The organism is Corynebacterium glucuronolyticum DSM 44120 (assembly GCF_030440595.1).
In the GTDB taxonomy this organism is placed as follows: Bacteria; Actinomycetota; Actinomycetes; order Mycobacteriales; family Mycobacteriaceae; genus Corynebacterium; species Corynebacterium glucuronolyticum.
In genome coordinates this window covers 750446-775226 of record NZ_CP047452.1, presented here as the reverse complement: position 1 = coordinate 775226, position 24781 = coordinate 750446, and the positions used below count along the sequence as shown (strand labels likewise).

The 24781-nt window shown below is 58.0% G+C and carries 35 protein-coding genes, 1 tRNA gene and 1 other RNA gene; 10 read left to right on the top strand and 27 right to left on the bottom strand.

Translation table 11 applies throughout. The features are described 5' to 3' along the window. Positions 1-18 precede the first annotated feature (18 nt). From CGLUCO_RS03670 to CGLUCO_RS03630, 9 genes are all read right to left on the bottom strand, one after another. Positions 19-174, bottom strand: a complete 156-nt coding sequence (locus CGLUCO_RS03670; protein WP_159447604.1) for a hypothetical protein — start codon at positions 172-174, stop codon at positions 19-21. Continuing rightward, the gene (locus tag CGLUCO_RS03665) at positions 171-827 is read right to left on the bottom strand and encodes a hypothetical protein (protein ID WP_084036972.1); all 657 of its coding nucleotides are present in this window, start codon (positions 825-827) and stop codon (positions 171-173) included. Before CGLUCO_RS03665 ends, CGLUCO_RS03670 begins: the two co-directional genes overlap by 4 nt. Then, complete coding sequence (locus tag CGLUCO_RS03660) at positions 824-1093, bottom strand: hypothetical protein (protein WP_084036970.1); 270 nt, start codon at positions 1091-1093, stop codon at positions 824-826. The genes CGLUCO_RS03665 and CGLUCO_RS03660 overlap by 4 nt, the downstream gene beginning before the upstream one ends. Continuing rightward, on the bottom strand, positions 1080-1298 hold the full coding sequence (locus CGLUCO_RS03655; protein ID WP_143336958.1) for a hypothetical protein: 219 nt from the start codon (positions 1296-1298) through the stop codon (positions 1080-1082). The genes CGLUCO_RS03660 and CGLUCO_RS03655 overlap by 14 nt, the downstream gene beginning before the upstream one ends. Positions 1299-1300: 2 nt before the next feature. Then, positions 1301-1483, bottom strand: coding sequence for a helix-turn-helix domain-containing protein (locus tag CGLUCO_RS03650; protein WP_084036966.1), 183 nt, complete (start codon positions 1481-1483; stop codon positions 1301-1303). Continuing rightward, positions 1474-1797, bottom strand: a complete 324-nt coding sequence (locus tag CGLUCO_RS03645) for a Rha family transcriptional regulator (RefSeq protein WP_084036964.1) — start codon at positions 1795-1797, stop codon at positions 1474-1476. Before CGLUCO_RS03645 ends, CGLUCO_RS03650 begins: the two co-directional genes overlap by 10 nt. Further along, positions 1794-2195 carry a hypothetical protein gene (locus CGLUCO_RS03640; protein WP_084036962.1) on the bottom strand — a complete coding sequence of 134 codons (402 nt, stop codon included), beginning with the start codon at positions 2193-2195 and terminating at the stop codon, positions 1794-1796. The genes CGLUCO_RS03645 and CGLUCO_RS03640 overlap by 4 nt, the downstream gene beginning before the upstream one ends. A gap of 116 nt (positions 2196-2311) precedes the next feature. After that, positions 2312-2369 (bottom strand) — tRNA-OTHER (locus CGLUCO_RS03635). A gap of 7 nt (positions 2370-2376) precedes the next feature. Further along, positions 2377-2586, bottom strand: a complete 210-nt coding sequence (locus CGLUCO_RS03630; RefSeq protein ID WP_084036960.1) for a hypothetical protein — start codon at positions 2584-2586, stop codon at positions 2377-2379. Here CGLUCO_RS03630 and CGLUCO_RS03625 point away from each other — a divergent pair. The 3 genes from CGLUCO_RS03625 to CGLUCO_RS03615 all read left to right on the top strand — a co-directional run bounded on the left by CGLUCO_RS03625 (position 2585) and on the right by CGLUCO_RS03615 (position 3926). Further along, positions 2585-2755, top strand: coding sequence for a hypothetical protein (locus tag CGLUCO_RS03625; RefSeq protein ID WP_159447603.1), 171 nt, complete (start codon positions 2585-2587; stop codon positions 2753-2755). The genes CGLUCO_RS03630 and CGLUCO_RS03625 overlap by 2 nt on opposite strands. A 118-nt stretch (positions 2756-2873) precedes the next feature. Next, on the top strand, positions 2874-3254 hold the full coding sequence (locus tag CGLUCO_RS03620; RefSeq protein WP_084036958.1) for a hypothetical protein: 381 nt from the start codon (positions 2874-2876) through the stop codon (positions 3252-3254). Positions 3255-3344: 90 nt separating this feature from the next. Next, positions 3345-3926: a hypothetical protein gene (locus CGLUCO_RS03615; protein WP_143336954.1), complete on the top strand. Its 582-nt coding sequence runs from the start codon at positions 3345-3347 to the stop codon at positions 3924-3926. Between the two features lie 136 nt (positions 3927-4062). On the opposite strand, the gene CGLUCO_RS03610 is transcribed toward CGLUCO_RS03615, so the two are convergent. Further along, a complete protein-coding gene (locus tag CGLUCO_RS03610; protein ID WP_084036954.1) occupies positions 4063-4302 on the bottom strand; it encodes a helix-turn-helix domain-containing protein in 240 nt (79 codons plus the stop codon). A gap of 78 nt (positions 4303-4380) precedes the next feature. Between CGLUCO_RS03610 and CGLUCO_RS03605 the strand changes: the two genes are divergently transcribed. From CGLUCO_RS03605 to CGLUCO_RS03590, 4 genes are all read left to right on the top strand, one after another. Beyond that, a complete protein-coding gene (locus CGLUCO_RS03605) occupies positions 4381-4740 on the top strand; it encodes a helix-turn-helix domain-containing protein (RefSeq protein ID WP_084036952.1) in 360 nt (119 codons plus the stop codon). Beyond that, on the top strand, positions 4741-5142 hold the full coding sequence (locus CGLUCO_RS03600) for an ImmA/IrrE family metallo-endopeptidase (RefSeq protein WP_084036950.1): 402 nt from the start codon (positions 4741-4743) through the stop codon (positions 5140-5142). It abuts the gene before it with no gap. A 66-nt stretch (positions 5143-5208) separates the two neighbouring features. After that, positions 5209-5772 (top strand): hypothetical protein, encoded by a 564-nt coding sequence (locus CGLUCO_RS03595; protein WP_084036948.1) that lies wholly within the window; start codon positions 5209-5211, stop codon positions 5770-5772. Between the two features lie 14 nt (positions 5773-5786). Then, positions 5787-6818: an XRE family transcriptional regulator gene (locus CGLUCO_RS03590; RefSeq protein WP_084036946.1), complete on the top strand. Its 1032-nt coding sequence runs from the start codon at positions 5787-5789 to the stop codon at positions 6816-6818. Positions 6819-7096: 278 nt separating this feature from the next. Here the strand turns inward: CGLUCO_RS03590 and CGLUCO_RS03585 are convergent, their stop codons facing one another. From CGLUCO_RS03585 to CGLUCO_RS03540, 10 genes are all read right to left on the bottom strand, one after another. Continuing rightward, positions 7097-8359: a tyrosine-type recombinase/integrase gene (locus CGLUCO_RS03585; protein WP_232621879.1), complete on the bottom strand. Its 1263-nt coding sequence runs from the start codon at positions 8357-8359 to the stop codon at positions 7097-7099. Between the two features lie 199 nt (positions 8360-8558). Beyond that, positions 8559-8935, bottom strand: a transfer-messenger RNA (tmRNA) gene (gene ssrA / locus CGLUCO_RS03580). Between the two features lie 62 nt (positions 8936-8997). Beyond that, positions 8998-9351, bottom strand: a complete 354-nt coding sequence (locus CGLUCO_RS03575) for a DUF488 domain-containing protein (protein ID WP_005390222.1) — start codon at positions 9349-9351, stop codon at positions 8998-9000. Between the two features lie 3 nt (positions 9352-9354). Next, the gene (smpB, locus tag CGLUCO_RS03570) at positions 9355-9846 is read right to left on the bottom strand and encodes an SsrA-binding protein SmpB (protein WP_005390223.1); all 492 of its coding nucleotides are present in this window, start codon (positions 9844-9846) and stop codon (positions 9355-9357) included. 61 nt (positions 9847-9907) lie between these two features. Next, on the bottom strand, positions 9908-10810 hold the full coding sequence (gene ftsX, locus CGLUCO_RS03565) for a permease-like cell division protein FtsX (RefSeq protein ID WP_196793959.1): 903 nt from the start codon (positions 10808-10810) through the stop codon (positions 9908-9910). Then, positions 10807-11496, bottom strand: coding sequence for a cell division ATP-binding protein FtsE (gene ftsE / locus CGLUCO_RS03560; RefSeq protein ID WP_005390225.1), 690 nt, complete (start codon positions 11494-11496; stop codon positions 10807-10809). The genes ftsX and ftsE overlap by 4 nt, the downstream gene beginning before the upstream one ends. A gap of 122 nt (positions 11497-11618) precedes the next feature. Beyond that, complete coding sequence (locus CGLUCO_RS03555; RefSeq protein WP_005390228.1) at positions 11619-12371, bottom strand: iron ABC transporter ATP-binding protein; 753 nt, start codon at positions 12369-12371, stop codon at positions 11619-11621. Beyond that, positions 12368-13441: an iron chelate uptake ABC transporter family permease subunit gene (locus CGLUCO_RS03550; protein WP_005390229.1), complete on the bottom strand. Its 1074-nt coding sequence runs from the start codon at positions 13439-13441 to the stop codon at positions 12368-12370. Before CGLUCO_RS03550 ends, CGLUCO_RS03555 begins: the two co-directional genes overlap by 4 nt. A 6-nt stretch (positions 13442-13447) precedes the next feature. After that, the gene (locus CGLUCO_RS03545) at positions 13448-14392 is read right to left on the bottom strand and encodes an ABC transporter permease (RefSeq protein ID WP_198481436.1); all 945 of its coding nucleotides are present in this window, start codon (positions 14390-14392) and stop codon (positions 13448-13450) included. Positions 14393-14499: 107 nt separating this feature from the next. Further along, the gene (locus tag CGLUCO_RS03540) at positions 14500-15468 is read right to left on the bottom strand and encodes a siderophore ABC transporter substrate-binding protein (protein ID WP_084036942.1); all 969 of its coding nucleotides are present in this window, start codon (positions 15466-15468) and stop codon (positions 14500-14502) included. A 308-nt stretch (positions 15469-15776) separates the two neighbouring features. On the opposite strand from CGLUCO_RS03540, the gene CGLUCO_RS03535 reads away from it, so the two are divergent. Next, a complete protein-coding gene (locus CGLUCO_RS03535) occupies positions 15777-16832 on the top strand; it encodes a CAP domain-containing protein (RefSeq protein WP_231286080.1) in 1056 nt (351 codons plus the stop codon). Positions 16833-16881: 49 nt separating this feature from the next. Here the strand turns inward: CGLUCO_RS03535 and CGLUCO_RS03530 are convergent, their stop codons facing one another. Continuing rightward, positions 16882-17439: a class I SAM-dependent methyltransferase gene (locus CGLUCO_RS03530; RefSeq protein ID WP_005390235.1), complete on the bottom strand. Its 558-nt coding sequence runs from the start codon at positions 17437-17439 to the stop codon at positions 16882-16884. Positions 17440-17443: 4 nt separating this feature from the next. After that, entirely contained in the window at positions 17444-18544 is a 1101-nt protein-coding gene (gene prfB, locus CGLUCO_RS03525) for a peptide chain release factor 2 (protein WP_005390236.1), read from the bottom strand. Between the two features lie 39 nt (positions 18545-18583). Between prfB and CGLUCO_RS03520 the strand changes: the two genes are divergently transcribed. After that, entirely contained in the window at positions 18584-19432 is an 849-nt protein-coding gene (locus CGLUCO_RS03520) for an inositol monophosphatase family protein (RefSeq protein ID WP_005390237.1), read from the top strand. Next, positions 19426-20187 carry a histidinol-phosphatase gene (gene hisN / locus CGLUCO_RS03515; protein ID WP_005395159.1) on the top strand — a complete coding sequence of 254 codons (762 nt, stop codon included), beginning with the start codon at positions 19426-19428 and terminating at the stop codon, positions 20185-20187. The genes CGLUCO_RS03520 and hisN overlap by 7 nt, the downstream gene beginning before the upstream one ends. A 50-nt stretch (positions 20188-20237) precedes the next feature. On the opposite strand, the gene CGLUCO_RS03510 is transcribed toward hisN, so the two are convergent. The 5 genes from CGLUCO_RS03510 to CGLUCO_RS03490 form a co-directional block, all read right to left on the bottom strand. Then, positions 20238-21116: a S1 family peptidase gene (locus CGLUCO_RS03510; protein WP_005390239.1), complete on the bottom strand. Its 879-nt coding sequence runs from the start codon at positions 21114-21116 to the stop codon at positions 20238-20240. Positions 21117-21270: 154 nt separating this feature from the next. Next, complete coding sequence (locus tag CGLUCO_RS03505) at positions 21271-22407, bottom strand: HNH endonuclease signature motif containing protein (RefSeq protein WP_198481437.1); 1137 nt, start codon at positions 22405-22407, stop codon at positions 21271-21273. A 135-nt stretch (positions 22408-22542) separates the two neighbouring features. Further along, positions 22543-22905 carry a biotin/lipoyl-containing protein gene (locus CGLUCO_RS03500; protein WP_005390241.1) on the bottom strand — a complete coding sequence of 121 codons (363 nt, stop codon included), beginning with the start codon at positions 22903-22905 and terminating at the stop codon, positions 22543-22545. Positions 22906-22932: 27 nt separating this feature from the next. Next, complete coding sequence (locus CGLUCO_RS03495) at positions 22933-23193, bottom strand: hypothetical protein (protein WP_005390242.1); 261 nt, start codon at positions 23191-23193, stop codon at positions 22933-22935. A 17-nt stretch (positions 23194-23210) separates the two neighbouring features. Then, positions 23211-24767, bottom strand: a complete 1557-nt coding sequence (locus CGLUCO_RS03490; protein ID WP_005390243.1) for an acyl-CoA carboxylase subunit beta — start codon at positions 24765-24767, stop codon at positions 23211-23213. Positions 24768-24781 lie beyond the last annotated feature (14 nt).

The window sequence follows — 24781 nt, the reverse complement described above, 5'->3', positions numbered from 1 at the left end:
ACGGCACGACGGGAACTTTTACAGGCATGAGCCCACCGCCTGCAGCTGGTCCAGCCACACTGGTGGCATTGCGATCCACGCATGGAAGATGAAACCGCCGATAAGGCCAGCGATCCCTGTTGCCCATGCGAGTCGAGTGCGGCCACGCACCTGGGCACGCAAAGCCTCATTCATTTTTCTGTCTCCTTGTTGCCTTGGGGTTCTTTGGAATGCATAGCGTCGTCGACGGTCTCACTGTCGCGATACTCGCGAACAGCATCGCGAAGATCACTGGCTGCCAGACGGAAATTGCTAACGAAACCGCTTGAGAAAGCGTCAATGTTGCTCGCGAAGCCAACAGCCTCGCAGAAGAAGCGAACGAGCTGGCTAAGGATACGAATGCGATCGGCAAGAGGGCGACCATCACAACCTCGGATAATCTGATCTACGCCTGGGGTATCAAGGCCGATGACCGCAACGAGTTGGCCATTGAAATGGATGCCAGCGCCTATGCAGCCCTTTATGTGACCGTCTTCGTCGAGGCACATTCCCGTGCTATAGCCAATAGGCCGGATCAGGGCATGGCCGGTTTCGGCGATATCAAGCTCGACCTTTCTAGCCTTAACCAGCATCACTTCAGCGATCGCCTGGGTTTCACGGCCCGCAGCGTCCTCTGCGACGCCAAAATCGCCTTCGTTCGCTGTCGGGGTAAACCTGCCACTGGCTTGTTTATGCTGATTCTCTGGCGCACGCCAGATGTCGCCAAAACGGCCACAGTAGCTGAGCATGAACTCCGCCACTCCGATGGCAACGGAACTATCCGTAGACGGGGTTAAGGCGTCACTCACTTCTTCTCCCCTGCCAGTACTTTCAGCCCACGGTCTGTTGGATCGATGGGAACCCACTTGGATTTGTCTTTCTTCACTCGAATAAGGCCCTGGCGATGCAACTCAATGACCAGCATTGGGCGAACGGGACTGCCGCAGGCAATCCTCTCCAGTGCGCGGCGCTCAACAAGGCTTAGCTTTGATTTGTTTCGGCTCGCTTCTGTGACAAGGTCGTGATACGTCCCGTAGTCGAGTTTGACGCTTGTTGGTATCTCACGGTTCGTCATGGATTAACCCCTCCTGGCTCTCCTCATAGCGAGCCATCGCCTCCGCCGCCTTACGGGTAATAGTCCACCGCATCCGGCAACGGTCGTAGCGGACGAGCTCTTGAAAGTGCTCCACCACAATCGGTGCCGCCGGGCACCAGCCTGCCTCGCGGCACAGGTATAAATCTCGGTACGCGTCACGGTCCAGTTCAATTCCCTTGGTCATTTTCATGCACCTAGCCTGTACAAATTGGCGTCGATGTAGGCCTTCACGGAACGCTCGGTAAAGCGCACGCGACGCCCATCCTTGAACCGTTCTAGATGCCCCTCGAGGTACAGCTTCCTCACCGTGTTCTTCGAACATGACAGGGTCTCCATCACCTCCGCATAAGTTAAAAGTTTTAATGCCATGGATTTTCCCCTGTTTCCTTTTCCTTCTCAGCGCCCAGAGCCTGCACACCGTTCCGCGTCTTTAGTTCCAAGCCCAGGGATTCATCAACTGGAGGTTTCAACCCGAGCTTTTCCGCGACCGCGATGGTGCGATTCTGTGGGCCACCTGCTGTCTCAAAGGTTTGGATTTCAAATCCGACCCTGCCGAACTCCTCGAAGTCTTCAAGGTTTTCACGCACTAGACGGAGCACGCTGGCATGCTGGTTCTCAGTGCCTTCTGCGATAATCAGGCTTGTGGTAATGGGCTCGTTGCCGTTCATTGCGACTAGCTTCATAGCTGACATTCCTTCTTCCAGCAGTCGACTGAGTTTTTCCGCATTTTCGCCTCGAGTCCCGGGCATTCCTTAACGACCTGCCCAATGATCGGTGCGATGCAGCGGAGCACATAGGCAAGCATGATTCCGGCAACTTCAGCGTTTTCCGTCACCTTTATGATGTTGGCTAGCCATTCGACGGCTTCGTCATCGTTGTGTGCGACTGCGATAAATTCGATTCCGAATTTCGCCGCCAAAACCTGCAGATCATCCGTGTTTGGGAAAGTGAGGAATCCCGCTGGCAAACCGTCACTGTCGAAACCTATGAAGGCATTTCCATGAGGGTCGAACGGGTGCTTTGCTAGGTATTCCTCACGCGCTTGTGCAATATCGTCGGTATGGCTCTCATGCGTACTCATGATGCCTCCTTCCTTCTGCTTCTTCTTGGTATGTGAGGTGAGACAGGTTGTCCTTGCCTATTCGGATAGGGGGCACCCTTGCACGGGGCGAACACGTTTCCCCGCTGCCTCACCAGCGCTTGTGGCCGGACTCGAACCGACGCGCCTAGGCTCTTGCCTCTGAGCTACACAAGCTGGCTTTCTACGAACGGTTCTGGCCCCTGCCCTCACACTCCTGAAGGTGCTTTGCCATTCGCCGGTCCAACTCGTCGCGGTACTCCCGGTAGACCGCCAAGTAGTGGTCGATCATCTGCTTGTTGTCCGGCTCGTCGACCATCACGTCGCAGGCACACATTGCGGTCTCCTTCATCACGACATGCAGTTCCTCGAGAGAGGTGTTTTCAAGACTCATGGCTATTTCCTTTCGCTTTTCGACGGTTGTGGGTTGCGGTTCCGCTACCCTCGACGGAGATTTCATGGGCACGGAGACCCAAGCCTTCAAGGGCTTCGATCAATTCGTCTTTGGTGAAGAAATTCCGTTTCGGAAGCGTGAGTGGCTTCTTTTTTATCCAAGCCATTAGCCGTTCACCCTTTCCTTGCCTTCAGAAGAGACTCACTGGTAGGGGGTTCATTCGCAGCTCTCGGGCGGTTTCTGGAAGCTAACCCCACACCCCTTCTGCGTCGGACACGCTTTCTGATATGAGAGAGAAAACCTTCACGCTTAACATCAACGGTTACAAATACGAGATGGGTTACTGGGCCTACCCCTGGATCTCTACTGCTGTCGGTGACCTCCGCGAGGGCGGTGTAGCGTTGAACCTTCGCGCCGATGACTCGATCGACCTGTGGATCCGCGCAGATGACGATGTGAGGTTCGAGTTCGACGACCCGCGAGACCCCGAGATTCCGCAGTACCTGACGGAATACCAACGTCACCAACTTATGGACATCTTCGACGGGGACACCAACTACGGTTACCGTGTCCTTGACCTTGGCGATGGTTGCGGTGACCCGATCTTCTTCGAATGGGACGACCCCAAATTCAACAAGCGGGGCACCACGCCACCTGAGTCGAAATAACTGCTGCATCGGTTCTTCCTTTCGCTTTTTCGACTGATGGATGCTTTTTAGATCCCGCACCTTCACAGTTCGTGGTTTACGGTCGTACATATGGATTGGAACTTGATTGTCGGTCTGGCCAGTCTCGGCTTCGCGCCGATAACGGTGTGGCTGGCAACGAAACAGCTTCAGCAAGAGCAGCGACTCAACTCCGCTTATTCGATTCAGATCGAGCGCGTTCATGGCCCTTTTCCTGAGCTGAAGATCGCCCATAAGGGCATCACTCCTCTTCACCAATTTGAGGTGTGGGCAACTGTTGGCGGGCAGTGGAATCGTCTTCATTCGACCCCTCGTTTTGAGCCCGGTGACTTGCTGGTAACAAGGATGAACCTGTCTGAGTTGGAGGAAGTGATGGTCGCATGGTTTGATGCAGTACCGTGCTGGCCGGGGCTTCGCGCGGAGGCTCTTCGGGTTCGATACCGCTCTGGCGCTCCCAATCCTGTCGAGATATGGCGTTACGGGTTATTAGCGCGCTTCCGCCTCTATTTTCGTAAGCATCTTTCTGAATCAGCACAGTTTCGACAAAGTAATCGTCCGACCCGGGTTCCCCTTGGCCGGTGGGCACGTCATAAGCGCCTGTTCTCGCGGGAAGGAGATCGACCAGGGTGGCCGACAACCTACACAGAAACCTAAGAATCCAGCTACCAATGATGTAGCACCACAAAACCAGTTCGATGGTCACCAACGCCTGGACCCATGGATCCAAATCCAAGCTATCTATGAACTCAAGCACCGTTGTTTCCTTTCGCTTTTCGACGATCCCGGCGCGCTATGATGCAAGCTTCTCTGCTCGCTGAATGATGGACGTTGCGGAAACATTCAGCGCTTGTGTCACTTTGAATACTTCGTCCACACCAAAGGGCCGACTCCCGTTAATGCTTCGACGTAGCGTCGAGATGGGCATGCCGATACATTCAGCAAGTGCATTAACTGATATTTTTTGGCGAGCCATCTCCGCTCTTATCTCCTCTGCAACCGTGGCAGAGCTGCTCTTTAGTTCGATTGGCATATTTCATACGCTAGTTCATTTGGCATATTGTGTCAAGTTCATTTGAACTATTCCGCCTGACCTGGCATAATCTGAAGCATGAGCCCAGAAAAGAAAGCCACGATCGAAGCCTTCGGGAAAGCTGTTGCAGCGCACTTGATGGCTATAAGGGAAGAAAGTGGCGTAACCCAGATGCAACTCGCAAAAGCAACCGGCATCTCACAATCTCAGCTTTCGAAACAACTTCGCGGACTCCGAGCGATCAACATCGACGAGCTTTCTGCCATTTGCGCCGGGCTCGGCATCTCTATGGTTTCAGTCATTGCATCAGCTGAAAATGATGTACGCCCTGCAGATGATCTCAAATCCCGGCGCGAGCGCGCTCTCCGTTTGGCCAAGGAGGGTAAGGCTGCTGCACAGAAGCGGACCCCCAGGCTTGAGGAACCGGAGTCGCCCTAGATGGTTGACGTTGATGACATTGCCCGGTCGATGGGTGTCACGGTGATTGAGACGCCTGAGTTGAGCGAAGACGTCAACGCCGTCTACATCGACGCGGAGTTCATGATCCTTGTTAGGCCGGGACTCGACCCGTGGACTAGGCGATGGTGCTTGGCCCATGAGCTCGCGCATGCGTGGTTCAGGGACGAGCGGAGCGAGCCGAGGATCGAGAGGAGAGCCAACCAATGGGCCGCACAGCTTTTGATTAGCCCGGCAGAGTATCGCGCGGCTGAAGCACTCGTCGGATCGTCGGTTGGGGCGCTCGCTTACGAGTTGGAGGTCACACCCGAGACGATCGAAGTGTGGCGGGAATGCTTTAAGGCGCGACGGTTTGACCGGCAGGCTACGACTCTAGCCATGTAACAGTTCGAGTGATATTATTACTACCGTGTGAAAATATCACACGGAATGTTACATAAAGGAGTAACGATGCCCCATCCCCGCCGAGACAACGCCTTATTAGTGCGCCGCATCCATAAGCAGCTAACAAAGCAGTACGACGAGCTACGCGAAGCAGTTGGTGTCGCGCTGGACTATCGCCGAAATCTGCCCTACGTCGATTACCTCGATGAGTACCCAGGGTTGGACCGTGAAGCCATGCTCGTGGCACTGCATCGGCAGTTCCGCGAGAGCGGACTCGGAGGCCTTAAGCTCTGCGAAGCATCAGGGTTTCCCACCCGTCTATGGTTCGAAAACGACGACGCCTTCCTGGTGGTGCGCCGCAAGAAAGGATTCCGCAACTCCCCCATAGAGACCCCGGACCAACCTTTAATCGAGAACAAACGCCGTATCGTATTGTTCTGGGAGTTCCCGAAGCCGGAGACAGACTCGATTACCAAGTTTTCGATACAACTCTTCGACGGTGAAGGCACCCTTGAAGAGGCAAGGAAACTATCGCAAGAATTCCAGCTACTTACTCCTAACGAGAAGATCACCGAAGACAAGTTTTACCCAACACGCGCCGACGAACAAGGGTTCAACTTCGGCACTTAGAAAGCACCAGCTACATGTCCACTGCAAGCACAAACCTCAGACACATCAGAATTCTGCTTGGCTACACGCAAGGAGCCTTCGCCGCAGAGCTCGGGGTTTCACAATCAACACTTAGCAGCGTCGAACGCCAACGACGCAACCTGTCACCACGGCTCCTGACCACCGCGCAGTTCGTCACCAAGGTTCCCCGCGAATTCTTCGAAGAACCCATCGACTACTACGACTCACCGGACCTCCTGTTCCGAACAGCACGACTAGGGCAACCAGAATCGGAGAAAATCGCCACCGCGTTCTCTATTACCGAGCACTACCTCAAACGCCGCTTCCCCAACCAAACCAGCAGCCTGCCAAAACTCGACCTGCCTGACCAACCACTAGACCAGCTCGTCATCGAGGAAGCCGCCGCCCGCACCCGCGAGCACCTGCAACTCGCACCCGATACCGCCATCGGCAACCTGACAGCAGCACTCCACCAATGCGGTGTGATCGTCACATCACTTCCCGACTACGTTGTCGACGGCACGAACTTCGACGGCGTTTCCACCCCCACAGCAGCACCTCTTCGCGTCATTGCCCTCAACCGGCAACGTAGCGGTGACCGCTACAGGTTCAGCCTTGCCCACGAACTCGGCCACCTCATCCTGCACACCGCAACAACCCGGCGCGACCTCCCTGTAATTGAGATTGAAGCCAGCCAATTTGCGGGGGCGTTGTTGATGCCCCGGCAGCTTGTCGCTGACAACGTCACGCCAGAGGCGACACTGGCAGAGTATGCACACCTGAAATCGCAGTGGGGCTGTTCTATTCAAGCGATTGTGCGGCGAGCCCATGAACTCGATCTGATTGACTACAAGCGTTACCGGAGCCTGCGCATGCAAATCTCCGGGCGCGGCTGGCAAGTTCACGAGCCTGTCGACGTGCTATTGGAAAACACCTTCGTCGAGCCTGTTGAACTCACCGAGTTGACTCGCCTTAGCGTTGAGGCTGCGTCCGTGGAGTCACAGATTGCGAGTGTGACGCAATTGCCAACCACACACCGCAAATAAGGAGATACCGTTGACGCCTGATTACATTGCACTTGGGCCTAGGCAGTTTAGGTTGCGTCACAGCTACCATACCCACTCTTGATGCTCTTTCTCGTTTCGTTTATCCTGACTTTGGACGCACGATAGTGCTCCACTTCCGAAGCCCATGCATACGCATGGGCTTTCGTGTTTAAAAGTTAGAGACATGCATATAGGGGCTACTTTGACGAGTTCGGACACAACGGGGCCTACATTTCACACAACGACCGCTGCTAGAACTGCCCTCATAGCCATAACTGTTACGCTTGCGATGCCCGGCGCGTTTTCTTCTCTTGTCGTTTCTCGTCGAGGTCTGCGACACCATTTGGGAGCCCGTTTAGACGGGTGTTGACGGCATCGAGGACCTCCCGTTTTCTGGTTTCGGTGGCGCGCATGTAGATCTCAGTGATGGTTTTCAGGTCGCGTTGGCCAAGGATCTCTCCGATAGCGGGGATGGGCATGCCTGCTTCGACAAGGGTGGTGATAAGCCAGACGCGGCCGTAGTGGGGGGTGATTTTCACAGCTTCGTAGCCTGCGCGTTTCTTGGCGCGATTCATGATGGAGCGGAAGGACGTGTCCATGATGATTTTTCCCGTGGGGCCGGTGAAGAGGAAAGACTCTTGGGCGGGGCCGGTGAAGTGGGTGAGGTGGTATTCAACGTCGTCGTTGTAATGGGCGAAAATTGGGACGTCGCGGTTGCCGGCCTCGGTCTTCGCGCGGTGCTGGTAAACCATGCCTACTTTCGGTTCGCGGAAGACGTTGGCGTGGATTCGGAAGAACCACGTGTCGCCCTGTTTGATGAAGTCTTTCCGGCGTGCGGCGAGCGCCTCACCTATCCGGACTCCGTGGGCCAGGGTGAGTATCGCGATGAGCTTGTGTTCGCCCGTCACTCTGGGGACTGTGTGGTCAAGCTGGTTGATGATTCCAGTGATCACTTCGTCTGCGGGAAGTTCTTTACGGGCAGGCTTCGGTTTCTTCGTTGAGGACGGGAGCCTGGCAGGGTTGGTATCAATCATGTCGCGTTCTACTGCGGCTTCGAGGGCAGCGTGGAGACGCTGAAAGGCATTGCGGTTGTAGGGGGCGGAGTCGAACTGAAGATTGATCGCATCCCACCAGTCGGCAATATCACGACGGGTAAGAGATGCCAGTGTGATCCCCCGCAAACGTGCGGCACGTCCCCCCACCTTCAGGACACGGCGGTTTAACGTCCGACGGTAATCCGCGAGTGTGGACTCCTTGAGAGGGTTCGTGCCACGCGTGCGGAGGTCCAGCCACTGATTTAGCCACTGGCCGACCGTTCTCATCTTGTCCTCCACTGCGAGAGTTCGCTCGTTCGGTGGGACCCAGTCACCCCGGTCGATTAGTCTGCGCTCCATAGCAAGCCACGCGTAGGCATCGGTGGCGTCGGCGAAGCTGTGGCCGGCGGTGTGGCGTCGCCCGTCTGGGCCCGTGTAGCGGGCGCGGACCCGGCCTGAGGGGAGCTTTGCCACACTCCCGAACGTGTTCTGTTTCTTCGTGGCCACGGGAACCTCTCTTGTTAGCGAGGAGGAGGAATTTCTAGGCCTCATTGTAGGCCACGCGTGGCCAATTCGTGGCCAATTCGTGGCCAATCAGGCGACTTTAGGCGACCCCTGGCGACCCTTAAAAGCGGTTCGAAATTCACTAAACCCGCTGGTAAACGAAAGAAAACCCCAGGCCGTTACCGGTCTGGGGTTTCCCTACTCGTGGAGCTGCCGGGAATCGAACCCGGGTCCTTCGTCATTTAGCCAGGGCTTCTCCGTGCGCAGTTCGCACTGGCATCTCTACTCGGCTCTCCGGCTCGGGCAAACACGTCCGGATGATGAGCCCAGTCGACGGTAAAATGTCGGTTCCTCCCCCGCCGACGCGGGAGAAACCCAAGCCTCTTAGTCGATGCCGGTAACCAGGTCAGAGGCAAACCTGAGCCGACAGACTAGGCAGTCGCTTTATGCAGCGAGTGCGTAGTCGCGCTGAGTATTCTCGGCGCTTAATAAGTTGCTACGACGCTCACGGTGGTCGTTGCCTGCACCGGCACGCTTCCCCTGGCTTAACAAACGAAGTCGAAACCAAAAGTCAGCCCCGTTTTAACTTGCAGCGGGATTGTGCATCTTCTGCAAGAAGTTCAACGATACCCGTTGACGGTTTATTCCTCAAGCCACTTCTTCAGCACCACCGCGTGGTTGATGTCGCGATCTTTCGCGGCAAACACGAGGGTGACATCACCATCGGAAACGAGTTTTTGAAGCTTGTCGACGTCCTCCTCCTCCGAAGCGTTCAATTCCTTGCGGTAGCGGGTGGAAAACTCCTCAAACTTTTCCTCGTCGTGGTTGAACCACTTCCGCAGCTCCGGGCTTGGGGCAACGTTTTTCAGCCAATAATCCAACCGGACGGAGTCCTTTTTCACCCCGCGCGGCCACAGGCGATCCACGAGCACGGTGGTGCCACGGGCTAGTTCTGGGTCTTTACGTAGGTCATGAATTTTGACGCAGGTGATCATCTGCTATGCCTTGATTCCCTTCACTCGACGGCCGAGTTCACGAACAACTTCGCGCTCTTCCGTACGCCGCTTGATGTCTTCACGCTTGTCGTAGTCCTGCTTGCCCTCTGCCAGGGCGAGTTCGGCCTTGAGCAGGCCGTCTTTGAAGTACAGCTTCAATGGCACGAGCGTCTTGTTGCCGTCGCGAACCTTGCCGGCAAGGGAGTCGATTTCCTTCCGGTGCAGCAACAACTTGCGGTGCCGCATGGGGCGATGGTTTGTCCATGTGCCCAGGCTGTATTCGGGAATGTTGAGGTTACGGAGCCACACTTCGCCGTGCTCAATGATGGCGAAGGCATCCGCGAGGTTAACGTGCCCCTCGCGGATCGCCTTGATCTCAGTGCCCACAAGCGAAATTCCACACTCGTAGGTCTCCAGGATGTTGTAATCGTGGCGGGCACGACGGTTGGTGGCGACGACGTTACCGCCAGCGTTCTTTTTCTTCTTCTTGCCCATAGTGGTTACCCATCTTACGCGTCGCTCAATGCCACTAGCCGTAGCCGTGTGCTGCTAACTGTTACTTCCTTACGTACAGCCGGAGTGCGACGTAGGCAGTCACGCCGGACGCAATGAGTCCGAGGAGGGTGACCAGTGGCCAGACGGTCCACAGGTCGGATGCGGTGATGGGCGCGATAAGGCGCGAATCGTACAGCGGCTGCAGTGCCGGGTCGACAACAAAGTTCTTCCCCAGGAACAGGCCACCGATGGCAACCACTGCGCCGATCAGCGTGGATAGGACAGCCTCGAGGACGAATGGTGCCTGCGTGTACCAGCGAGATGCACCCACCATGCGCATGATGGAGACCTCCTCACGGCGGTGGAAGGCGGCGATCTGCACCATGTTGCCGATGAGGAACAGTGCAGCAAGTGCTTGGACAGCAGCCACAACGAAGGTTGCGTTGCGCACCGCATCCAGGTTCTTCGTTGCTGCCTGCAGGTCATCTGCCTGGTCGACGACATCGGTGACCTGTTTCATATCGCGCACCGCATCGAGCGGCGCGGGGTTCAGCGGATCCGTCAGCCGCACATAGATCGTGGCCGGCAGCGCGTCAGGGGATGTCTCCTCCACCAGCACCGGGTCCGTCTTCTCAAACATCTCCTTGAAGCGCTCGAAGCTCTGGGCACGGTTGCGGAACGTCACCGAATCCACGCCGTCCTTGCTGTCCAGGGCGGAAAGTACCTCACGGCAGGCCGGGGTGGAACAGTTCTCATCGTTGGCAGATATCTCCTCGTCGAGAAGCACCATCACCTCAACGCGCTCCAGGTAAATGTCTTTCGTGTCACTGGTCACGTTGGTCACCAGGAAACCAGTGGCCAGAAGCGCCAGCGAGATGGCGGTGGTAATGATGAGGGCGAGGGTCATAGTGATGTTACGACCCAGGCCCTTGAGGCCCTCTTTAAGTACGTATCCCATTCCTATCGCCCCTGTCCGTACACGCCATGTGCATCGTCTCTGACCAAAACGCCGTTGTGCAGCTCGATGACGCGCCGCCGCATTGAATCCACAGCCTGCGCGTTGTGCGTACTCATGACCACTGTCGTACCCAGCTGGTTAATCCGATTCAACACCACCATGATGTCGTTGGCGGTGTCAGGATCGAGGTTGCCGGTCGGCTCGTCGGCGAGGAGGACAAGCGGACGATTCACAAAGGCACGGGCCACGGCCACGCGCTGCTGCTCGCCACCGGACAATTCTTGCGGGTAACGGTTGTCCTTGCCGGCAAGTCCCACGAGTTCCAGAGTCTCCTCCACCTTGTCTGGGATCGTAGATTTGCGCTTACCAATCACTTCGAGGGCGAACGCCACGTTCTCGAAAACGGTCTTGCCGGGTAGCAGACGGAAATCCTGGAACACGTAGCCCAGATGCTGGCGCAGCTGGTTAACGGCCTTTCCGCGCAGTGTATTGACGTGGTAGTCCCCCACATACACGTCACCTGAGGTGGGGTCTACTTCTTTCAGCATGAGCTCTAAGAAGGTCGACTTGCCCGATCCCGATGGGCCGATGAGGAAGACAAATTCCCCCTTGCCAATCTCCACGCTTACATTGTCCAGCGCAGGCCGAGTCGACGTCTTGTACGTTTTAGTAACAGCGTCAAATGTGATCACAGAAGTCACTCTAGTCCATGTTCGTCACGTCTTCCCCACCTATAGCTGTGGATTTGGTGGGAATCCCCGAACCGAGAGCTGCGCAACCGCCAACCGCAAGAGACGGAGCGTCGAAAAGCGTACTAGAAACAGGCGAGCTTGCAGCGCGGGCCATCGATGACCGTGATCGGCGTACCAAAGAGCTCGGACAACGTCGAATCCACCATGACCTCGTCCACACTACCCTGTGCAAAAACCTGGCCGTTCTTCACCGCGCAGATGCAATCGGCGTACTGGGCAGCAAAGTTGAGATCATGGAGAACGACGACGATCGTGCGGCCGAATTCATCAGCGGCGCGCCGCAGCATCCGCATCATCTGCACCGAATGGGCGATGTCCAAATTGTTCAGGGGCTCATCCAAGAGGACATACTCGGTTTCCTGGGTGAGAACCATCGCCACGTAGGCGCGCTGCCGCTGCCCACCAGAGAGCTCATCGAGGTAGCGATCCTCCAACTCCTCCAGCTCGAAGAAACGAATGTACCGGTCAATGATCTCTTCATCGGCCACGGTTGTGCGCCCCTTGTTATAGGGGAAGCGACCAAAGGCCACAAGCTGACGGACGGTGAGACGCGTGATGAAATGGTTTTCCTGCCGGAGAATGCTCAGAACCGTGGCCAAATCCGCAGACTTCGCGGAGGACACGTCCATGCCACCGACGGTGATCGTACCCTCATCCATTTTGAGAAGGCGACCGATCATGGTCAACAACGTGGACTTCCCCGCCCCATTCGGACCAACCAGTGCAGTCACGCCGTGGGCGGGAATATCGAGGGTAACGGGGCCGACCGAGGTGTCGGAGCCGTAGATCTTGTGTACATTTTCGAGGGTGATCATAGGCGTCCTTTCTTCATAATGACCCACAGGAATGCGAGCCCACCGACGAGCTCAATAACAACCGACACCACGCCCTGCGCATGGAAAACGTGATTCATAAAGAAGTACGCGCCAGTGAGGATCGCGTAACACATGAATACCGACAGCGGCAGAAGACGCCGGTGATCGTAGGTGTCGCAGGACTGGTAGGTGAGCGTAGCGACGAGGAACCCAAGGAACGTCATCGGCCCCACAAGGGACGTGGACACGGCCATAAGCACGGAAACGAGAGCTAGGACGGCGATTACCACTCGCTTGTGATTCACGCCGAGGTTAATGGCAATGTCCTCCCCCAGGCTGATGAGGTTCAGCTTCCCAGACAGGGCGAATAGGCCCGCAGCCGCCAGCACGACGAGGGGGATTGCGACAGGGAAGAGCGCCGCGTCGGCGTTATTGACGGAACCGAAAAGACGCGCCGCGAGGACATCGAACTCCGATGGATACAACATCCGCTGCATAAAGGTGGCCACAGAGCCCAGTCCTCCGCCGATGACGATGCCAACGAGCAGCATCAGGTGAAGGTTTTTCACCCCGCCGATAAACAGCCAGCCGTACAGCGCGAGCGAAAGCCCCACCATGAGCGCAACTTGGAGAAGGAATAGTCCAATCCCCTCAAAGTGCACGAGGGCCGCCGAGCCCAGGAAGAACACCGTCGCCGTCGCGATGAGCCGGTACAAAGACTCAAAACCCATGATCGACGGCGTGAGGATCCGGTTGGATGTGACCGTGTGGAAGCAGACCGTGGCGAGCGACTGGCACACGGCGACAATCGCCATCGCGACAAGAGACACCGCGCGGCGCTTCGCAATCAGCCAAAAACCTGGCGTCCCAAGTTCCATCGGATTCTTATACATGAGAAGACCCGAGGTAAACAACACGCAGCACGCAAGGACGACCACGAATGTAACGGCGTACACGCGCCTGCCGTGGGCTGTTCCGAACGGTCCCCGTCTCCTGTTTTTCCTTGTCGACGCTCCTTCGGTTGCGGTCGTCGACGCATCAACTGGTTTTGTCTTCACAATCTGAGTCATCTCTTCCTACCCTGCCTTCTTCGTCGTCCGTACAAGCAGTGCGATGAACACAGCAGCGCCGACGACACCGAGCACCACCGACACGGGAATCTCGAACGGCATGATGATCGTTCGACCGATGAGGTCACACGCAGTGACGGTGCCGATGCCGAGAAGTGCCACCCACGGCAGGTTCTTGCGCAAGTTGTCGCCCAACATGAGAGAAACAATGTTAGGCACGATCAGCCCGATGAATGGAAGGTTACCCACAACGACGGTAACCACCCCGGTGGCAACCGCGATCAGGAGCGTGCCTGTGAGCATCACGTGCTTGTAGTTAATCCCCAGGTTGGTGGCGACGTCCTCACCCAATCCGGCAGCCGTCAGCCGATCCGCAATGAACCACACAACGACAAGGACAATGGTGACGATCCACAAGACCTCGTATTGCCCCTTAATCACCGAGGTAAACGAGCCTGCGAACCAAACACCTAGGGCCTGGAGCATATCGAATTGCAGGGCAACAAACGTCGACAAGGCTCCAACAACCGCCCCGAGCATGATCCCCACGATGGGAACCACAAGAGAGCTGCGCAGCGACACCCGACGCAGGAAGAGAAAGAAGATTGTCGTGCCGATCGTCGCGGCCACAACCGCGGCGATCATGCGGACGATGATCGGCGCCGTCGGCCAGACAATCATGATCCCAATGAGACCGAGGCCCGCCCACTCCGTCGTGCCCGTCGTTGTCGGCTCAACGAAGCGGTTCTGTGTGATGAGCTGCATCACGAGACCGCTCATGGCCATAACTGCCCCCGCCAAAATAAGAGCCACGGTGCGCGGGACGCGCGTGGTGAAGAACATCTCCACACCGTCTTCGCCTGTAAGGTCGTAGACCCCCGTAAACAGCGAAGCAACGAGAAGCGCCACAACCACAACAACCGCCACCACGAGTTTCCAGGTCCTTTCCATTCTCGGTCTCCTGGTAGCTAGCGGTGTGCTCATCGAGTTGGCCTCCTCGTTACTTTGGTGAAGCCCCTTCCGCAGGCGCGAAAGGGTCAATTCTCAAATCGCGTAATTTACAACTTGCTGGCGAGCTCGTTCAGGAATTCGATGTAGGTCTGGATGGACTCGTTGGTGTACGTGTCAGCAGGCATGTACACGACGTGGCCGTTCTTGACAGCATCGACGTTCTTGAGAGCATCGTTATTTTCCAGGACCTCCTTGGCAGGAGTTGCGTTGTCATCGATTGCGGCGTCGCGGTCGAGCACGAGGATCCACTGCGGGTTGGCCGCGACGATCGCCTCGACGGAGATCTCGTCACCCTTGTGGTTATCGGAGGAGTTCTCCACCTGCAGAGCAGGCGTGAGCCCCAGAATCGGGTACAGCGGGCCGATCGCGCGTCCCTTCTCCGGCGCGATGAAACCAATCTTGCCACCGGAAACGTTGACGGCGAGAACCTTCTCCTCCGGCTTGTACGCCGCCTTCACCTTCTCGACGGCATCATCAAGCTGCGTGTTGAGGGCTTCTGCCTCCTTGCTCTTATCAAAGATTTTGCCCAGCTCCGTCGTCTGGCGCTTCAGCTCGGAATCAAGCGGCTGCCCTTCGCGCACGTTGAGGTCAACGAAGGCGGCATCGCCGGCCAGCTCCTTCAGATCATCGGCGTACTTGCTGAAGCGCTGCCCCTGAATAATAAGGTCCGGGTTGGCTGCCACGATGGCCTCGAGGTTCGGCTCTCGGTGGTTTCCGATGTCCACGATCGACTCATCATCCTTGTAAGAGATGGTGTGCGGCATGAGCTCCCGCGGCGCGGCCTTGAGCTTTACACCCCAATCGGACAGCGTCTCAAAGGTGCGGTTATCGAGGCTAACCACCGACTCCGGGTTGACCGGGACCTCCACGGGCCCGTTATCCGTGTCGACTGTGACGGTAGCAGCCTCAGCCGCCTGCGTCGTTGTCTCAGACGTGGTCGTGTTAGAGCAACCGGAAAGAACCAGACCAGTTGCCAGGAAGCCAGCGATCAGCCCGGCAATTTTCTTGTGAGCCATGAAGTCACCTTTCTACGCCGCGTGCCGCGGCAACGTGTGGTTTCCGTCCCGCCGAAAATCCACGTTTTCATCTTTTCGACCGACGGGGCATGGCGCAGCATTCACGCCCTCGAACGCGTCTTTTACGCAACATTTCCATTGCGTAATTAAGAACACCATAGCGATTTAACAAAAAGTAAGTCAACCCTAACATAGGGCGAGCTAACTCAAAACCAGCGTCTATCCCCACTCACAGGCATTTCACAGTGCGATCGCAAAATTCTGGTAACATTTTTGCAGATCAATATTCTCGTTGAAAGGACCCCATCGTGAGCCACTACCGCTTCACCGCCGCGCTTACCGCATCCATGCTCGCCACTGGCCTGGTCACGGCCTCCCCTGCACTTGCCGATCCAGACCCCACCACCGGTGTCGAACTTAACGTCCCCACCTCCCAATTCACGGCCACCCGCGTCACTGTCGACCTCTCCGACTCCCGCAACGAGGGCATCCCCGCGCTGAAGGAATACCGCGCCCGCGCCTGGGATATCAACCTCCCCTTCGATGGCTCATCGATCCGCCAGCAGGCTGCCAAGCACGGCCTGCGCACAAAGGAAGCCTACGTCAATGCCGTGCAGTCCGACGGTGGCCTCACACGTATTGCCGTCCAGCGCGCCGCCGAGAACTCCTACACCGGCAAGATTAAGCACGAGCGTCCCACAAGTTCTGAATGCCAAATTGGTGCCCCCGCCGCCTGCGCCTCCATCTGGTCCGCAAAATACAAGGGACAGCAAGGATGGTCTGAAAACCTTGCCAAGCACCCCAACAACGTCGGAATCAGATCCATGATCATTGACCAGTGGGGCAAGAGCGAGGAAGCCGGCCTCATCGCCGCGAACGGCGCCTACAGCGGCGGCGGACACCTGCACACCCTCATCAATCCTGCACACCGCTACTACGGTTTCGGCTACGTCAAGGGAACAGACGGGTGGTACACCGGAGCAAGCACGTCTTCTTCCTCCCCCATCGAGACGGACAACCTCCCCAGCGGCACGAAGACAATCAACCTCTATCGCGCCGCCACAGACAAGGAAAAGTCAACCGGCATCATCACCGACATCCCGACTAAGCCGAAGCCGCAGGACCCCAAGCCTCAGGATCCCAAGCCGACTGAGCCGAAGCCGCAGGATCCCAAGCCGGGCCAGCAGGGAACTGCGACCAGCGTGGACATCAACAACATCAGCTCGAACTCGGATGTCCTGTCCTCGGAGACTGCTACCGATGGGGAGAAAGCCATCGCGGGAATCTTCCTCGCCCTCGGTATCCTCGGGATTATTAGCGCGGTCGTCAGCGCTGCGCAGCAGGCCGGAATCCTCAACTTCTAGCCGCTCACCGCTTTTGCCGGCAGGTTCACGCCTGCCGGCTTTCTTCTGCCTAGTGGGGAAAAGTGACGGCGACGATATGGTCGTCGTGGTGGTGGGAACCGGTGCCATGGGTGACGTGGCGGGAGCGGGTTTCATTGATGAGCACACGCGCGTCGGAAAGCTCCGCAACCATCGCGGGGGTAAGACAATCAAAGCTTCCATGATGATGGACGAACAAGAGAACACCACCGGGGGCAAGGAGACGCCGCAGCTGGTCGCACGCCTCCTGCGTAGGCGGGAGCACAGGATACATGGCGGTGACGAGATCGTACGTGGGACTGTCCGGAAAATCTTCGATCCCACACACTCGCCACTCAACAGCGCCATCCGCATCGGCTGAGCGAGCGCGGGAAACTGCCACCGCCGAGGGGTCAAAGGCAGTCACCTGCCACCCCGCGTCGGATAGCCACAACGCATCGGCCCCCTCACCGCAGCCCACGTCCGCAGCCTTACCCGGCGAGAGCGCCAGCGCCTGGACGGCGTAGATGAGCGACTCGTTGGGGTTGCCGCTCCACATGCGGTCAACCTGACGGTAGCGCTCGTCCCACTCTTCCGCTGTTGACACCATCGCGTTATTTGTCGCTTTCAGCCATCCGCCAACGAATTCCCGCCTCAAGGAACCCGTCGATGTCGCCGTCGAGTACCTTCGACGGGTCGCCCACTTCGTAGTTGGTCCGCAAATCCTTCACCATCTGGTACGGGTGCAGCACGTAGGAGCGCATCTGATTGCCCCAGCTCGCCTCCCCACCGGCGCCGAGCGCGTCCATCTCCGCCTGCTCCTCCTGGCGCTTGCGCTCCAACAGGCGGGACTGGAGAACAGCCATCGCCGACGCGCGGTTCTGGATCTGCGACTTCTCGTTCTGACACGTCACCACGATGCCCGTCGGAATGTGCGTGATACGGACCGCTGAATCCGTCGTGTTCACCGACTGGCCGCCAGGTCCGGAGGAACGGTACACGTCCACGCGGACATCGGAATCGGGAATGTCGATGTGGTCCGTTTTCTCCACCACGGGAAGGACCTCGACCTCCGCAAAGGACGTTTGCCGGCGCGCTTGGTTGTCGAACGGGCTGATGCGCACGAGGCGGTGGGTGCCCTGCTCCACCGAGAGCGTTCCGTACATGTAGGGATCAGAAACCTGGAAGGTAGCGGACTTGATGCCCGCTTCCTCGGCGTAGGAGGTGTCAAAGACCTGCACCTTGTGGCCTTCCTTTTCCGCCCACCGGATGTACATGCGCATGAGCATTTCCGCCCAGTCCGCAGCATCCACACCGCCGGCCCCGGAACGGATGGTGACCACGGCATCGCGCTCGTCGTATTCGCCGGAGAGCATCGTCTGCACCTCCATCGATTCGATGGCCTGGCGAAGGTCGGCGCGCTCGTCGTCGGCAAGCTCTGTCCCCTCGCCCTCTTCCTCGGCGAGCTCGTACATGACGGGAAGGTCATCGACGCGCTGGCGCAGCGCACGCACTTTCTTCAGCGTCGACTGCGTGTGGCTCAGGTCCGAGGTAACCTTCTGTGCGTTCGTCGGATCGTCCCACAGCGTAGGGTCGGCAGCGGTGAGCTCGAGCTCGCGCGCGCGCTCAGCCAGAGCATCAAGGTCAAGCACCTTTTCAATGGTGGTTAACGTGTCGGACAGGGACTCAATATCAGAAGCTACATCGGGTTGCACAATGGATAAGCCTACCTATCTAGGGCACAATAGGGTGGTATGAGCACCTCTAATGAGAAGATCACCAAGAAAATGTTGCAGAGCATCGCCAAGACGTTCTGCGTAGCCCACCAGCATGACGACGACGCGCGGATCGCACAGTCGCTTGTCTATAACGCCGGACGCCTCGCCTGGAGGATGCGAGAAAACGGGGTGTCTACCCGCCAGAAAACGTCGGTGTCCGATGTTGTTACCGAGGCCGACGAAGCGGCGGAGTTCTTCGTCTCCCACGTGCTTAGAACCCTTCGCCCCGACGACGGCATCCTGGGAGAAGAGGGTGCCTCCCAGGCGTCGAAAAGCGGAAAGACGTGGGTAATCGACCCGGTGGACGGAACCTACAACTTCGCCTCCGGCTCCGACTACTGGTGCTCCGCCCTCGCGCTCGTCACCGGCGACCCATCTGCGCCCGAGACCGTGCACCTCGGCGCCGTTCACCGCCCCGCAATGGGCTACACGTGGTTCGGTGGCCCGGAAATTCCCACGACAAGAGACGGCCAGGAAGTCGCAGACATTGAGGATGCCGATGCCGCACATGTTTGCCTCGGCACGTACATCCACCCCACATGGATTAATGACGACACGCTCCTCGGCTGCTGGCGGCGCGTTGCCAGTACGTTCGCTACCGTCCGCATGCTCGGCGCCGGCTCCGTCGACCTAGCCAGCGTGGCCGACGGCACGCTCGGCTGCTGGATGCAACACTCCGTCAAAGACTGGGACTGGCTGCCCGGCAAAGCCCTGGTAGAGGCCGCAGGTGGTGTGACCGCAGAGGTTCCCGCCGGGGGCGTTGTGTGGAAGATCGCCGGCCCGAAAACCGCAGTCGCACAGATGACGGAGGCACTGACATGCTAAAACAAGACCTCGCCCTGGCCATCTCCCTCGCGGAGGCCGCCGATGCCATCACCCTCGACCGCTTCCAAGCCCAGGACCTCAACGTCGCCACCAAGCCCGACCTCACCCCCGTCTCCGACGCGGACCTCGCCGTGGAGAAAACACTGCGCGGCATCATCGAGCGAGAGCGCCCAGACGACGACATCCTCGGCGAAGAATACGGCGGCACGCCCGCCACCACCGGCCGCCAGTGGGTCATCGACCCCATCGACGGCACGAAGAGCTTCGTCCGCGGAGTGCCGATCTGGGCCACCCTTATTGCCCTCTGCGACGGCCACACCCCCGTCCTCGGCGTGGTCTCCGCCCCTGCACTCTCCCGCCGGTGGTGGGCGACGGACGGTGGTGGCGCATTCCTCAACGGATCGCCCCTCCACGTGTCCAAGGTCTCCACACTTGCCGACGCCTCCCTCGGCTTTTCCTCCCTCTCTGGATGGGCGGACCGCGGGCTCAGAGAAAAATTTGTCGACCTCACCGACGCCGTCTGGCGAATCCGCGGCTACGGCGACTTCTGGTCCTACTGCCTTGTCGCCGAGGGTGCCATCGACATCGCCACCGAACCTGAGGTAAACCTCTGGGACCTCGCGGCCCTCGACATCCTCGTCCGCGAAGCAGGCGGCACGTTTACCTCCCTCGACGGGGAGCCCGGTCCCTACGGCGGCAGCGCTGTTGCCACCAATGGGCTGCTACACGCCGACGTGCTACGCGCACTGCGTTAACACCCAAAAAGGCCGTGGCCCCTTCTATGGAACCACGGCCTTTTTCTGTTTTACGGCAAGCGGAGCCCGTAGCCGGGGTAATCCTCATGTTCGTTGAGATCAGCAAGGACCTGCTCGCTGGTTGTCACGATCGACGGGGAGTGAAGGAAACCCTGCAGTGGTGTACGACACGACGTGTCAATGCCAGGTGCAATATCCATGCCACCGGACATGAAGCCGACGAGCTGGTCGCCACGCAGGATTGGCGCGCCCGAATCGCCACGAGTAGCGCACACCTGGGAGAAGCTCACCGACTCTGACGTTATGAGGTTCAAACCACACGTCATGCCGGTGCCCACGCCTTTCTTGCAGATCCGCTCGCCATCATTGGCCCTGCCGGACAGGCTGTTTACGGTAACGCCGTCGTAAGTGCGGGACAGCTCCGCCTTCTTCGTGTCAAACACAATGACGGAGTAATCACGGGCTTTATTCCCACCGACAATGGTGCCCATGGGCGCGATGGACTGTGCATCCGCCGACGACACCTTCTGACCGAACTGGCCACAGTGAGCGGCTGTGATTCCTATACCGCGCCCCTTGGCATCGAAACCTACGATGCCAAGCGTGCACAAATTCTGCGGCGTGCCATCAAAAGCGTGCACGAAGATTGGGGTTCCGGGGCCGAACAGGGCCCTCCCACGTGCCTCCGCGTCCCTGGCTTCCTGCGGAATATCGGGGGCGTTGAAGAAAGAGTTGGGCGCGCGATGCAAGACGCCACCTTGCTTAAGGGCCATGATCTGAGAGCCAATATCGTATTTCCACTCGTAGTTAAGCAGGTTTTCTTCCTGCAGTGGCTCCGCAGTGGCGGTGGGGACGACGGCAAAAGCCGATGTGGCAATTAGGGAAACGGCTGCGAGACTCACTCGCGCCAGAGTGGAAACAAGGCGCATTCTTCCAACATAACAGCTTTCACATGAACCTCATGCGATAACACCAGGTGACGGTTTCCCGGAACCCAATTGTTACCAACATGTTGTAATTCCGTAACGGATATGGGCATGCCGAATGGCCCGAGTGTGTGCTCGGGCTTTTTGGTGTGGGGGGTTATCCGGGCGGTGAGGGGTCGATGGGCATGCCGAGTTGCATCCGGGCAAGACGCACGGCCCCGCCTTGGGCACACGGGTGCATGTTGAGTTGCAAGGGTCCGCCGAAGGCAGGCTTCCGATACTCCAACCCGTCTATTCGCACCATCCGGCCGTACATGGGTGTATCCGGATCATCATCATTGCGGCCGTTGAAGAACTTACACAACAACATCAGGTTGGAGGAGATTGTTTTCCCGCCCATTTTCACCGCTTTAATATGGTGCACCTGGCACTCACTCGCCGGAGTTGAACACCCCGGATGCGGACACACCGGATTACGAATCGACTGGTTAATAAACTCCAACACATCCGCAAACCGGGACTCCTCCGTCATCTCAAACGAATACAAACCAAAATTCTCCGGAGCCAGGGGGCTGACAAGAGCAATAATCCCCTCTTTTTCAAGCTCAGCCTCCACAATCTCCTTACCCGTAATAGTCGCACCATTGGTAAGCGAAAACACGAACTTGTTTCGTTCCTCCTCCGTGTACCCCATAAAGTCCATAGTGAACGGGAGCACAAACAAAGGCTTGCCAACAGTGGGAAGCGACCCATCGGATTCAGACAAAGCCAGCTTGACCAACCCATCAGCAGGACACGTCTTGTCCGTGGCTTTCGCACGATCATAAATCTGCTTCAACCGAGAGGATTCTGCTGTCAGCGTCAAGGTGGCGAACGTGGAATTCTTTATTGCCCGATAGGTGAGCTTCTTATCCGGGTTATCCGCCTGGTGGGTCGAAAGCTCCTGGATAAGGCGCGCGCCCTCGGCGTTAATGGTGGTGATATCCCGCCCGTAGGGAACAAGAGCCTCCCTAATCGTCCAGGCGTGCTTCTTCGGAAGCTTCACCACAAACCGCTCAATAGCCTTCAATGAAGCAAAACTACACCCGGCCACGGTGGCTTTCTCACGGGCTAGCTCCTGCTTACGTGGGGCGCTGGCGCGCCCGAAGTAGATACCAGCAAGATTCTTAATATCGTGGGCGGTTGTGGGGTCATACCCCAGGCGGACCAAAGCTTTTTTGGACATGCCAAACGCCTCCCCGGCGATCACCATCGCCTGCGACAGGAGGGAAGCACAATCCGTTAAAGCGGTCATGCCACACACAATAAAGCGGCGCAACGCACCGTTAAAGGGGAAGCAACAAAACTGTGGATAACCCGACCAGACCCACAAAAGTTATCCACAAGCGCAAAAATCCCCGTGGAAATTCCACGGGGATTGGTGCGTGTACTAGGCGAGTTCGACCAGCGTCTGACCACCCTGAACCGCGTCGCCTTGGGCAACGAGGATCTTGCCCACGGTGCCGTCGGCGGGAGCGGTGATTTCCGTCTCCATCTTCATGGCTTCGAGGACGATGACGACCTGGCCGGCCTTCACTTCGTCACCCTCGGCCACGAGAATCTTGAACACGGAGCCGGCCAGTGGTGCGGTGATACCGTCACCGGAGGCAGCCGGTGCTGCATCGGCGCTTGCGGCACCGGCACCTGCTGTGCTGGAGCCACCAATGTTGATGGAACCGAGCGTGCGGCGCTCCTCCTCTACTTCGACGTCGACATCGTAGGCGATGCCGTTGACTGTTACCTTCAGTTTCATGGGTTTCTTCTCTACCTTCTACGATGCTTAGACGTTGAGTGCGTGTCGTTGTTGGAACCTGCGCCCCTGGGAAGCCCAGGTGTCGGTGCGCGCGAAGCGAACAGCCTTGACTGTGCCCCTGTTGCCTAGGTAGGCAGACACAGCGGCGGCAATCGCCATGAGCGTGTCCTCCGGAATGTCGGCATTGAGGCGCTTTTCCATCTGCTCGAGGCGGCGCTCCGTCTGGCCGAGGCGGTGCTGGAGGTCACGCACCATCTCAAAAAGTTCAGCTTGTGTGGGCTCATTCATGTGTATTCACAGCCTTCTTACATCGGGGTAAGGCCGTGCTTCTTGAACGGCCTGGTTTCGCGCTTGTTTGCAAGGACCTCAAGAGCCATTGCAATTTCAGCGCGCGTATCGGCAGGATCAATGATGTCGTCCACAAGGCCACGGGAGGCGGCCATGAACGGCGTGGAGAAGGTGTCCTTGTACATCTGCGTCAGCTCCTCGCGACGAGTCGCAGGATCCTCGGCAGCGGCGATCTCCTTGCGGAAGACCACGTTGACGGCACCTTCTGCACCCATGACGGCGACCTCAGCGGTCGGCCATGCAAGCACACGATCAGCACCCAAGTCCTTCGAGCACATCGCGAGGTGGGAACCACCGTAGGACTTGCGCAGCTCAATGGTCACCAGCGGGACGGTGGCGTGGGAGTAGGCGTAAAGCATCTTCGCGCCGTGGCGAATGATGCCGCCGTGCTCCTGTGCGACACCGGGCAGGAAGCCGGGGACGTCGACAAGCGTCACGATCGGGATGTTGAAGGCGTTGCAGAAGCGAACGAACTCTGCGCCCTTATCGGAGGAATCGATGTCCAGTACACCGGACATGACCGAGGGGTTGTTCGCCACAAAACCAACGGTGCGGCCGGTGATGCGACCGAAGCCAACAACAAGGTTGCGGGCAAAGCCGGCCTTGACCTCAAGGAAGTCTCCCCAGTCGGCGATCTTCCTGATGATGTCGCGCACGTCGTAGCCCTTCTTGCCTTCCACCGGGACGATGTCGCGGAGCTCCGGGTCGGGCTCGACGTTGTAGTCCGGGTCAACGATCGGGGGCTCTTCGGTGTTGTTTTGCGGCAGGAAGCTCAGGAGCTTCTGCGCGATGAGGATCGCTTGCTCGTCGTCGTCGGCAACGAAGTGGATATTGCCGGACTTCGTCATGTGAGCGTCAGCGCCACCCAGTTCGTCCTGGGTAACTTCCTCACCGGTGACCTGCTTGATCACGCCCGGGCCCGTGATGAACATGTGAGCCTTGCGGGTCTGAATAATGAAGTCGGTCAGTGCCGGGGAGTACGCAGCACCACCGGCGCACGGGCCGGCGATGATGGAGATCTGCGGCACGAGGCCACTGAGCATGACGTTCTGGTAGAAAACCTTGCCGTAGCCGGACAGGGAGTCGATGCCCTCCTGCACGCGGGCTCCGCCGGAATCGTTGAAGAAGATGAACGGCGTGCCGGTGGTAGCCGAACTCTTCATGGTGTTAGCCACCTTGTTGGACTGCATCTCACCAGCGGAGCCACCCATGACGGTGAAGTCCTGGGAGGCGATGTGGACGGGGCGGCCGAGGACAGCTGCCGAGCCGGTGACCACGCCGTCGGCGGGTGCATCGGCCTTATCCATACCGAAGTGCGTCGTGCGGTGCTTGGCAAACATGCCGACTTCCGAGAAGGTGCCTTCGTCGACAAACTTTTCGATCCGCTCGCGGGCGGTCAGCTTGCCACGGTCATGCTGCTTCTGAATGCGCTTTTCGCCGCCGCCAAGGCGGACGCGCTCTTTTTCCTTTTCGAGGTGTTCGAGTCGCTCCTGCATTGAGCGTTCTTCAGCCATGTGTTTTCTTCCCC

Excerpts from the sequence above, each read along its gene's own strand:
- CGLUCO_RS03640 (WP_084036962.1), bottom strand. The coding sequence starts at position 2,195 with ATGAGTACGCATGAGAGCCATACCGACGATATTGCACAAGCGCGTGAG.
- CGLUCO_RS03625 (WP_159447603.1), top strand. The coding sequence starts at position 2,585 with ATGGCTATTTCCTTTCGCTTTTCGACGGTTGTGGGTTGCGGTTCCGCT.
- smpB (WP_005390223.1), bottom strand. The coding sequence starts at position 9,846 with ATGGGCAAGAAGAAGAAAAAGAACGCTGGCGGTAACGTCGTCGCCACC.
- CGLUCO_RS03490 (WP_005390243.1), bottom strand. The coding sequence starts at position 24,767 with ATGGCTGAAGAACGCTCAATGCAGGAGCGACTCGAACACCTCGAAAAG.
- CGLUCO_RS03495 (WP_005390242.1), bottom strand. The coding sequence starts at position 23,193 with ATGAATGAGCCCACACAAGCTGAACTTTTTGAGATGGTGCGTGACCTC.
- CGLUCO_RS03550 (WP_005390229.1), bottom strand. The coding sequence starts at position 13,441 with ATGACTCAGATTGTGAAGACAAAACCAGTTGATGCGTCGACGACCGCA.
- CGLUCO_RS03590 (WP_084036946.1), top strand. The coding sequence starts at position 5,787 with ATGTCCACTGCAAGCACAAACCTCAGACACATCAGAATTCTGCTTGGC.
- CGLUCO_RS03555 (WP_005390228.1), bottom strand. The coding sequence starts at position 12,371 with ATGATCACCCTCGAAAATGTACACAAGATCTACGGCTCCGACACCTCG.
- CGLUCO_RS03505 (WP_198481437.1), bottom strand. The coding sequence starts at position 22,407 with ATGACCGCTTTAACGGATTGTGCTTCCCTCCTGTCGCAGGCGATGGTG.
- CGLUCO_RS03510 (WP_005390239.1), bottom strand. The coding sequence starts at position 21,116 with ATGCGCCTTGTTTCCACTCTGGCGCGAGTGAGTCTCGCAGCCGTTTCC.
- CGLUCO_RS03540 (WP_084036942.1), bottom strand. The coding sequence starts at position 15,468 with ATGGCTCACAAGAAAATTGCCGGGCTGATCGCTGGCTTCCTGGCAACT.
- CGLUCO_RS03600 (WP_084036950.1), top strand. The coding sequence starts at position 4,741 with ATGGTTGACGTTGATGACATTGCCCGGTCGATGGGTGTCACGGTGATT.
- CGLUCO_RS03645 (WP_084036964.1), bottom strand. The coding sequence starts at position 1,797 with ATGAAGCTAGTCGCAATGAACGGCAACGAGCCCATTACCACAAGCCTG.
- CGLUCO_RS03530 (WP_005390235.1), bottom strand. The coding sequence starts at position 17,439 with ATGGTGTCAACAGCGGAAGAGTGGGACGAGCGCTACCGTCAGGTTGAC.
- CGLUCO_RS03620 (WP_084036958.1), top strand. The coding sequence starts at position 2,874 with ATGAGAGAGAAAACCTTCACGCTTAACATCAACGGTTACAAATACGAG.
- CGLUCO_RS03650 (WP_084036966.1), bottom strand. The coding sequence starts at position 1,483 with ATGGCATTAAAACTTTTAACTTATGCGGAGGTGATGGAGACCCTGTCA.
- CGLUCO_RS03575 (WP_005390222.1), bottom strand. The coding sequence starts at position 9,351 with ATGATCACCTGCGTCAAAATTCATGACCTACGTAAAGACCCAGAACTA.
- CGLUCO_RS03655 (WP_143336958.1), bottom strand. The coding sequence starts at position 1,298 with ATGACCAAGGGAATTGAACTGGACCGTGACGCGTACCGAGATTTATAC.
- hisN (WP_005395159.1), top strand. The coding sequence starts at position 19,426 with ATGCTAAAACAAGACCTCGCCCTGGCCATCTCCCTCGCGGAGGCCGCC.
- CGLUCO_RS03670 (WP_159447604.1), bottom strand. The coding sequence starts at position 174 with ATGAATGAGGCTTTGCGTGCCCAGGTGCGTGGCCGCACTCGACTCGCA.
- CGLUCO_RS03605 (WP_084036952.1), top strand. The coding sequence starts at position 4,381 with ATGAGCCCAGAAAAGAAAGCCACGATCGAAGCCTTCGGGAAAGCTGTT.
- CGLUCO_RS03660 (WP_084036970.1), bottom strand. The coding sequence starts at position 1,093 with ATGACGAACCGTGAGATACCAACAAGCGTCAAACTCGACTACGGGACG.
- CGLUCO_RS03500 (WP_005390241.1), bottom strand. The coding sequence starts at position 22,905 with ATGAAACTGAAGGTAACAGTCAACGGCATCGCCTACGATGTCGACGTC.
- CGLUCO_RS03520 (WP_005390237.1), top strand. The coding sequence starts at position 18,584 with ATGAGCACCTCTAATGAGAAGATCACCAAGAAAATGTTGCAGAGCATC.
- CGLUCO_RS03545 (WP_198481436.1), bottom strand. The coding sequence starts at position 14,392 with ATGGAAAGGACCTGGAAACTCGTGGTGGCGGTTGTTGTGGTTGTGGCG.
- CGLUCO_RS03630 (WP_084036960.1), bottom strand. The coding sequence starts at position 2,586 with ATGAGTCTTGAAAACACCTCTCTCGAGGAACTGCATGTCGTGATGAAG.
- CGLUCO_RS03615 (WP_143336954.1), top strand. The coding sequence starts at position 3,345 with ATGGATTGGAACTTGATTGTCGGTCTGGCCAGTCTCGGCTTCGCGCCG.
- CGLUCO_RS03610 (WP_084036954.1), bottom strand. The coding sequence starts at position 4,302 with ATGCCAATCGAACTAAAGAGCAGCTCTGCCACGGTTGCAGAGGAGATA.
- CGLUCO_RS03595 (WP_084036948.1), top strand. The coding sequence starts at position 5,209 with ATGCCCCATCCCCGCCGAGACAACGCCTTATTAGTGCGCCGCATCCAT.